Consider the following 509-nt stretch of genomic DNA (forward strand, 5'->3'; position numbering starts at 1 on the left):
TACACGCCGAAACAGCGCTTGGCACAGGCCGCATGACCTCTACTTTTGAGTGCTCCAAAAAATGGGGGGATTACCGCTGTATCCGTCCCCTGCATGTTCTCCAATATGGGGAGAAAGGAGTTTGATGATAATCGCGCTCGCAATAGCGAGGGCCTGCTAGATGTGTTGCAAAAAACGGGGATCTCCATTTTTTGGAAGGAGAACGATGGAGGCTGCAAAGGCGTCTGCGACCGAGTACCTAACATCGAAATCGAACCAAAGGATCACCCTAAGTTCTGCGATAAAAACACATGCTATGACGAGGTTGTCCTTCAAGACCTCGATAGTGAAATTGCTCAAATGAAAGTGGATAAGCTGGTTGGCTTCCACCTGATAGGTAGCCATGGCCCAACCTACTACAAGCGCTACCCTGATGCTCATCGTCAGTTCACCCCTGACTGTCCACGCAGTGATATTGAAAACTGCACAGATGAAGAGCTCACCAACACCTATGACAACACCATCCGCTA

Annotated in this window: 1 pseudogene; it reads left to right on the plus strand. The window is 49.3% G+C overall.

Features of this window, described 5'->3' with window-relative positions:
• Window positions 1-63 precede the first annotated feature (63 nt).
• Window positions 64-509: pseudogene (locus tag PG897_RS22540) on the plus strand (phosphoethanolamine transferase); the annotation flags it as partial.

This window comes from Aeromonas sp. QDB20 (assembly GCF_027707805.1).
Taxonomy (GTDB): Bacteria; Pseudomonadota; Gammaproteobacteria; order Enterobacterales; family Aeromonadaceae; genus Aeromonas; species Aeromonas dhakensis.